The 6,735-nt window shown below is 71.1% G+C and carries 7 protein-coding genes; 4 read left to right on the top strand and 3 right to left on the bottom strand.

Annotated features, from left to right (window positions below):
• The 3 genes from ACWDD7_RS36055 to ACWDD7_RS36045 form a co-directional block, all read right to left on the bottom strand.
• Window positions 1–284 (bottom strand): hypothetical protein (locus ACWDD7_RS36055; protein WP_450460504.1); only part of this gene is annotated, 284 nt, incomplete at its 3' end.
• Window positions 285–717: 433 nt separating this feature from the next.
• The gene (locus ACWDD7_RS36050) at window positions 718–1,266 is read right to left on the bottom strand and encodes a hypothetical protein (RefSeq protein ID WP_450460503.1); all 549 of its coding nucleotides are present in this window, start codon (window positions 1,264–1,266) and stop codon (window positions 718–720) included.
• 136 nt (window positions 1,267–1,402) lie between these two features.
• On the bottom strand, window positions 1,403–3,172 hold the full coding sequence (locus ACWDD7_RS36045) for a chitinase (RefSeq protein ID WP_450460502.1): 1,770 nt from the start codon (window positions 3,170–3,172) through the stop codon (window positions 1,403–1,405).
• A 271-nt stretch (window positions 3,173–3,443) separates the two neighbouring features.
• On the opposite strand from ACWDD7_RS36045, the gene ACWDD7_RS36040 reads away from it, so the two are divergent.
• The 4 genes from ACWDD7_RS36040 (at window position 3,444) to ACWDD7_RS36025 (ending at window position 6,735) form a co-directional block, all read left to right on the top strand.
• Window positions 3,444–4,304 (top strand): hypothetical protein, encoded by an 861-nt coding sequence (locus ACWDD7_RS36040; protein WP_450460501.1) that lies wholly within the window; start codon window positions 3,444–3,446, stop codon window positions 4,302–4,304.
• 63 nt (window positions 4,305–4,367) lie between these two features.
• A complete protein-coding gene (cpaB, locus tag ACWDD7_RS36035; RefSeq protein WP_351880868.1) occupies window positions 4,368–5,078 on the top strand; it encodes a Flp pilus assembly protein CpaB in 711 nt (236 codons plus the stop codon).
• A 12-nt stretch (window positions 5,079–5,090) separates the two neighbouring features.
• Window positions 5,091–6,320, top strand: coding sequence for an AAA family ATPase (locus tag ACWDD7_RS36030; RefSeq protein ID WP_351880865.1), 1,230 nt, complete (start codon window positions 5,091–5,093; stop codon window positions 6,318–6,320).
• 7 nt (window positions 6,321–6,327) lie between these two features.
• A complete protein-coding gene (locus ACWDD7_RS36025; RefSeq protein WP_351880862.1) occupies window positions 6,328–6,735 on the top strand; it encodes a TadE/TadG family type IV pilus assembly protein in 408 nt (135 codons plus the stop codon).

Genomic DNA, 6,735 nt, shown 5'->3' with positions numbered 1-6,735 from the left:
TGGTACTGCAGGGGGGACCCTGTGGGAGAGTAGGACGCCGCCGAACAATTTTTGGGAAAACCCCCGCACCAGTGGTGCGGGGGTTTTCTGCGTTCGGACACAGTCAGGCCATACCCTGACGAGCCCTCGGCGCCCTCTGCTTTTTCGAGCCCGAAGGCTTCGTGGCCCTGCTGGGTGGTGAACCCGAGGGTCACAGAGCACTGCCGCTCATCAAGATGTACATAGAACAGGTCGTGGCTGCTCAACGCGGATGGTGTCGTCAGCGCGGCAGGCTCAGCGTTCATAGAAGGTCTTCTCGCAGGTATCGGGGATCGTAGAGTGCCGTCTGGCGTCCACCTTGCTGAGGAACGAGTGCGGACCGTCATCCGAGCCGTCCGGCCCTGGGATTCCCGATCGCCGCGTTGGCGACATCCTTGAACGTGCCGACCACATAGTTCTCGGTGTCGTCGTACGTGACCTGCCGCCAGCCCCGTCCTCACCGCGAACCCGCTGCCCTCCGCCATCAGCGCACGCACCCCCCACTCCCAGCGCTCACAGAACGACTTGAACACGCCCGTCAGCCCGTCATGACCCAACTGCAGCCCGGTCAGACCGACCTTCTCGAAACCCCGGCCCGCGTCCGCCTCGTACACCAGGCCCAGCTCCTTCAACTCACCCAAGGCATCGTTCAACCCCTTCGCGATCAGAGCCAGACCCTCGGTCTTCAAGTCCTCGCCGTCACCGCTCATTTCGCCACCCCCGCCAACCGGCCACGTCCACCGCCACCCGGTCCGGCACGATCCCCGACACCGGCGGGAACAGCACGCCCGCACCGCCCACGTCCAGCGCCACCCCGCACGGCACCCCCACAGCCGGCACCGCCGCGTCCAGCAACCGCGCACCCAGCCACCTCTGGTACGCCCACACACGGTCGCCCGCACCGCGTGCCAGCGCGTAGCGGGCCAGGTCCGCCTCGCCGGAGAAGGCGTAGATCCAGCGGACACCGCCGTAATCACCCGTCAACGGCACACCCTGCCCATCCACGGGCACGAGCACCGCCGTACGCCTGAACTCCCCCAGCAACGCTGCGAATTCATGTCGGCCGCGCGCCGACTCGTCATCAGGAGAACAGGTGAAGGGACTTTCGTCCGGCGGCGAGGAAACGCCCTCGGCAGGCGGTCCTTCCGTGGTCTCCCGCTCTGCGGGTCCTGCCGTCTCCGCGTATTCGGAAAGCCGTGATCTGCGCGTGTCCGCCGTCGAATTCATCCCGTCCCCCTGGCCGGTCATGTCAGGAGCCTCACATCGACCTGTAGCGGGTCGCAACGTGAATCGGTCGCGGTTGGCCGGAACGGGACGCGCGCAGCGGCGCCCGGACTCCGGGGAGGAGTCCGGGCGCCGTGGGGTGGGTCGGGCGGGGGTCAGGTCACGGCATCGCGTGGACGTGCGAGCCCACCGTGTTCGACCAGGCGTTGCCCGAGGACGCGTCCCAGTTCGTGGACCAGGTCATCGCGCCGCGCAGGTCCGGGTAGGTGGTGGAGGGCTTGAAGGTGCCGCAGTTGGTGCCGGCGGTCAGGCAGTCGAGGGCGTTGTCCACCACCGAGGGGGAGACGTAGCCGCTGCCGGCCGCGCTGGAGGAGGCGGGGAGGCCGAGGCCGATCTGGGAGGGGGAGAGGCCGCCCTGGAGCTGGATGCAGGCGAGGGCGGTGAGGAAGTCGACGGTGCCCTGGCTGTAGACCTTGCCGTCGCAGCCCAGCATGGAACCGCTGTTGTAGTACTGGGTGTTGACGACCGTGAGGATGTCCTTCACGTTCAGCGCGGTCTGGAAGTAGGAGGCGGACGTCGACTGCATGTCGATCGTCTGCGGGGCCATCGTGATGATCAGGGACGGACCCGCCTTCGCCGACAGGGCGCGCAGGGCCTGGGTCATGTACGTCGCGTTCAGGCCGTTCTCCAGGTCGATGTCGACGCCGTCGAAGCCGTACGTCTGCATCAGGGAGTAGACGGAGTCGGCGAAGTTCGCGGCGGAGGTGGGGTCGCTGACCGACACCGTGCCGTTCTGGCCGCCGATGGAGACGACGACCTTCTTGCCGGCCGCCTGCTTGGCCTTGATGTCGGCCTTGAACTGGTCGACCGTGTAGCCGCCGAGGCCCGCCGAGTCCAGGGTGAAGGTGACCGCCCCCGGCGTCGTGGTCGCGTCCGCGAAGGCGACCGCGATGATGTCGTAGGCGGAGGGCACGTCGGAGATCTTCTGGACCGTCGCGCCGTTGTCGAAGTTCTGCCAGTAGCCCGTCACCGCGTGCTTCGGGAGCGAGCCCCCGGTGCCGCCGCCCGTGCCGGAGGAGGCCGTCGTCGCCGTCACCGCGGCCGACTTCTGCGACTCGCCCGCCGCGTTGGTCGCCGTCACCTGGAAGGAGTACGAGGTGGCCGGGGACAGGCCCGTCAGCGTGGCGGACGTGCCGGTCACCGACGAGACCTTCGTGCCGTTCTCGTACACGTTGTAGCCGGTCGCCCCCGAGGACGTGGACCAGGCGAGGGTGGCGGAGGACGAGGTCGTGGCGGAGACCGCGAGGCCCGTGGGGGCGGCCGGGACCGTGGGGGGCGGGGTGCCGCCGCCCGTGCCGCCGCCGTCGGGGCCGTAGAGGGAGACGTCGTCGGCGTAGTAGGCCGCCTGGCCGTACCACCCGTGCGTGTAGAGCGTGACCGACGTGGTCGACGCGCCCGTGGTGAACGACGTCGACAGCTGCGTCCAGGTGGTCGTGTCGGGGGTCCAGGCGGAGACGTCGGTCGTGCCGGTGCCCGTCACGCCGAGGTAGGCGTAGCCGCCCTGGACCCAGGCACCGAGGGTGTACGAGGAGTTGGGCTCGACGGCGACCGTCTGGGTGCACTGGGCGTCGTCCTGGCCGGCGGGGGTCGCCTTCAGGGCGCCGGTGCCGGAGTGGACGGGGGAGGAGACGGTCGTGCCGCTGCCCGCCGAGCACGTCCAGTCGGACAGGCCCGACTCGAAGCCGGCGTTGACGACGTTGTTGACGTCCGCCGCGGCGGCCGGGCCGGCGGTCGCGGCGAGGCCGGCGGCCGCGAGGGCGAGGGTGACGGCGGCGGACCATGCCGCGAGGCGGCGTCGGGGTGGTCTGGGGGTGCCTGGTGCGCGGTCCACGGGGACCTCCGGGGAGTCGGGGGTGGGGTGGGAGCCCATGGGGTCGGAATGCCGGGGGTGGAATCCCAGGGGCGGGATCCACGGGGTGGAGCCGGTGGCCACCGGTGCACAGACAAGTTGGTCCAGACCAATCCCGCTGTCAAGAGGTCCAGACCAGAGTGAGGATCGGCCGCTTTCTCAACCTGCCCCGGTTTGCGTGGACTTGCCCCCAGCAAGTTCCACATGCGCTTCACAAACGCTGTTCTCCCGCCCCACCCGCGTGGATACAGTGCTCAGGTAGTCACGCAGTGAAGTCACCGGGGAGCGGGGCGTGCCAACTGCCATTGCCGTGACCAGCGCCGACCTGGCGCTGCCGCCACAGGACGAACGCACCATGCCCGCCGTCGTGCTGGCCGGTCTCGACCGGCACCCGCTCGACCACGCGCTCACCGAACTGCACGCCGTCATCGAGCAGTACGGCCATGTCGTCGTCGTCTGCTCGGCGGCCACCCCGGAGCCGGTCGTACGGCGCCTGTACACCCTGCGCTCGCTGCTGGAGAGCGACCGGGTCGCCCTGCTCCGGCCCGAGCTGCCGCCCCTCGGAGTCGCCGTCCTGGCACGGCAGTTACGGCAGCTCGCCTCCTGCGACCTCGGCCCCGGGGTGCTCGCCTGCGCCGGGCGGCTGCTCGCCCACTACATCCACGCCGGTGCCGTCCTCGGCTCCGTCGCCCGGCTCGACCGGGTGCCGGTCGGACTGAAGACGCACGCCAGGTCCTGGGTTCCGGGAAGCCAGTTCGCCGTACTCGCCCATCCCGAGCCCCAGCTCGTCAGGGTCGCCCCCGACGCCACGCTCAAGGGGCCCGAGTTCCCCACCTGGATGCTCCTCGCCAGGGGCCAGCTGCCGGGCGAGTGGGCCGGCGGGCTCGGAACCGCGTGGCAGGTGCAGGGAGTGCGGGAGACCGAACTGCCCGCCGAGTCCCGGGTGTGGTGGGGTACCGGCCGCATGGTCGAGTTCTGCGCCCACCTCGACGACCTGTCCGTGCTGTACCAACTGGTCACCTCCGTACGGCAGTCCCGCTGCCACTGGTGCGGCCTCGACGTCATCGGCGACCGCTGCGTCTTCTGCTCCGCCGTCCCGCCGGTCCATGAACCGCCCGCCCCACGGGTCCTGGAACCCCGCACGCCCGCCTGACCCCGCCTGACCCGCACGTCCATATCCCGCACGACCGATTCCCCCAATGAGGTTGCACGGTTCATGAACTCCCGTCAGCGCCGCGGCGTGATACTCCTGCTCCTGTCGGTCCTGTGCGCTCTGCTCGCGTTCGCCGGCGTGCTCTCCGTCGTCCACGACGTCGACTCCAAGGTCGGCCCCGAGGTCACCGCCTACCGGGTCCGCTCCGACGTCAAGCCGTACACCACCCTGGACGCGGGCCAGTTCGAGAAGGTCAGGATGCCCAAGCGGTGGCTGTCCGGCACCGCCGTCACCGATCTGCGCCAGCTCCAGGGCAAGATCGCCGTCACCACGCTGCGCGCCGGTTCCCTGCTGCAGAGCGACATGATCGTGGACCAGCCCGCCCTCCAGCCCGGACAGCAGGAGGTCGCCATCATGATCGACGCGGCGACGGGCGTGGCCGGGAAGATCACCCCCGGGTCGAGGGTCAACGTCTACGCCACCTTCGCGGGCAGGAAGGAGGGCGACCCCGACCAGTCCAAGATCATCGTGACCGGTGCGCGCGTCCTCGACGTCGGCCGGATCACCGCCCTCGAACCGGACGCCGCGAAGAACAACCAGCAGCAGCCGAGCGAGGCCGTCCCCATCACCTTCGCGCTGTCCACCCTCGACGCCCAGCGCATCACCTACGCCGAGTCGTTCGCGCAGCGCGTCCGGCTCGCGCTGGTGGGTCCGGGCGGCGAGACCGGCGTCCCGGACAAGGACCGCACCTACGAACTCGCGACGGACAAGTGAGAGGCGGCCCGCATGCCGACCAGGATCCTCCCGGCGGGCGCCGACCCGGACGCCGTCCGCAACCTCGTCACCCTGCTCAGCCAGCTGCCCGACGCCGAACCGCAGCCCCCGGTCACCGACTCCACCCAACTGGTCGACGCCCTCGCCCGGCTCGCCGCCGAGTCCGTGGACGAACTCCCCGAGGTGCTCGTCGTCCATGAACGCATCGGCCCCGTACCGGCGTTGGAACTGATCCGGGAGATCGCCCTGCGCTTCCCGGCCGTCGGCGTCATCCTCGTCACCACCGACGCGAGCCCCGGGCTGTTCGCCGCCGCCATGGACTCCGGCGCCCGGGGACTGGTCGCGCTCCCGCTGGCGTACGACGAACTGGCCGGCCGGGTGCAGGCGGTCGCCCAGTGGTCGACGGAGGTACGGCGCCATCTCGGCCACGGCGGCGAGGCGCCCGTCGGGTCCGGGGGTACGGTCGTCACGGTCAGCGGCGCCAAGGGGGGCGTCGGCGCGACGCTCACGGCCGTACAGCTCGCGCTTGCCGCGCAGGCGTCCGGGCGGTCCACCGCGCTGGTCGACCTCGACCTCCAGTCCGGGGACGTCGCGTCCTACCTGGACATCCAGTTCCGGCGGTCGGTGGCCGACCTCGCCGCCATCAGCGACATCTCGGCGCGGGTGCTCGCCGACGCGCTCTTCCGGCACGACACCGGGCTCGCCCTGCTGCTCGCGCCCGGCGAGGGCGAACGGGGCGAGGAGGTCACCGACCGCGCCGCCCGGCAGATCGTGCGCGCGCTGCGCTCCCGGTACGAGGTCGTCGTCATCGACTGCGGCGCCCAGCTCGGCGGGGCCGGCGCGGCCGCGGTCGAGACGGCCGACACGGCGCTGCTGGTCACCACGCCGGACGTGATCGCCGTACGGGCCGCCAAGCGGACCGTGCGGATGTGGGACCGGTTGCAGATCCGCAAGGCGGAGGAGACCACGGTCGTGGTCAACCGGCACAGCCGGCACACCGAGATCCAGCCCGCGCTGGTGCAGCGGATCACCGGCACCGCGCTGGCGCGCACCGCGGTGCCCGCCAACTTCAGGGAACTGCAGGCGGTCGTGGACGCGGGGCGGCTCCATGAACTCGACGGCCGCAGCTCGGTGAAGCAGGCGCTGTGGGCGCTCGCGGGGGAGCTGGGGCTCGCGCGGCCGGCGGAGGGGACGCACCGGGGCGGGGGGCGTGGTGGGGCCTTTCGGCGGCGGAAGGAGTGAGCGGCTCATGAGGCGACGGCTCGGCGCGCGGCGGCCCGTGCGACTCGGCGCGGACGAGGGGCAGGTGAGCATCGAGTTCCTCGGCATGACGCCGCTGATCCTGCTGACCCTGGTGCTCGTGTGGCAGGCCGTACTCGTGGGGTACACCTTCACTCTCGCCGGGAATGCTGCGGACGAGGCGGTGCGCGCGGGTACGGCGGCCTCGCCCGGCGGTGCGCGCCAGGCGGCCTGTTCGGCGGCGGGGCTGAAGGACCTGCCGGCGGCGTGGAGGGGGGATGCGAGGGTGCGCTGCGGCGGGTCCGGCTATGTCACGGCGGACGTCTTCCTCAAGGTCCCGGTGCTCTTCCCGGGCCTGATCTCCTTCCCGGCGACGGTGCACGGCCACGCCGGCGCGGTGGAGGAGGCGAAGGACTGA

It is taken from the genome of Streptomyces sp. NPDC001056 (assembly GCF_053598955.1).
Note: the sequence above shows the minus strand (reverse complement) of the source record. Positions and strands in the feature narration are given on the sequence as shown.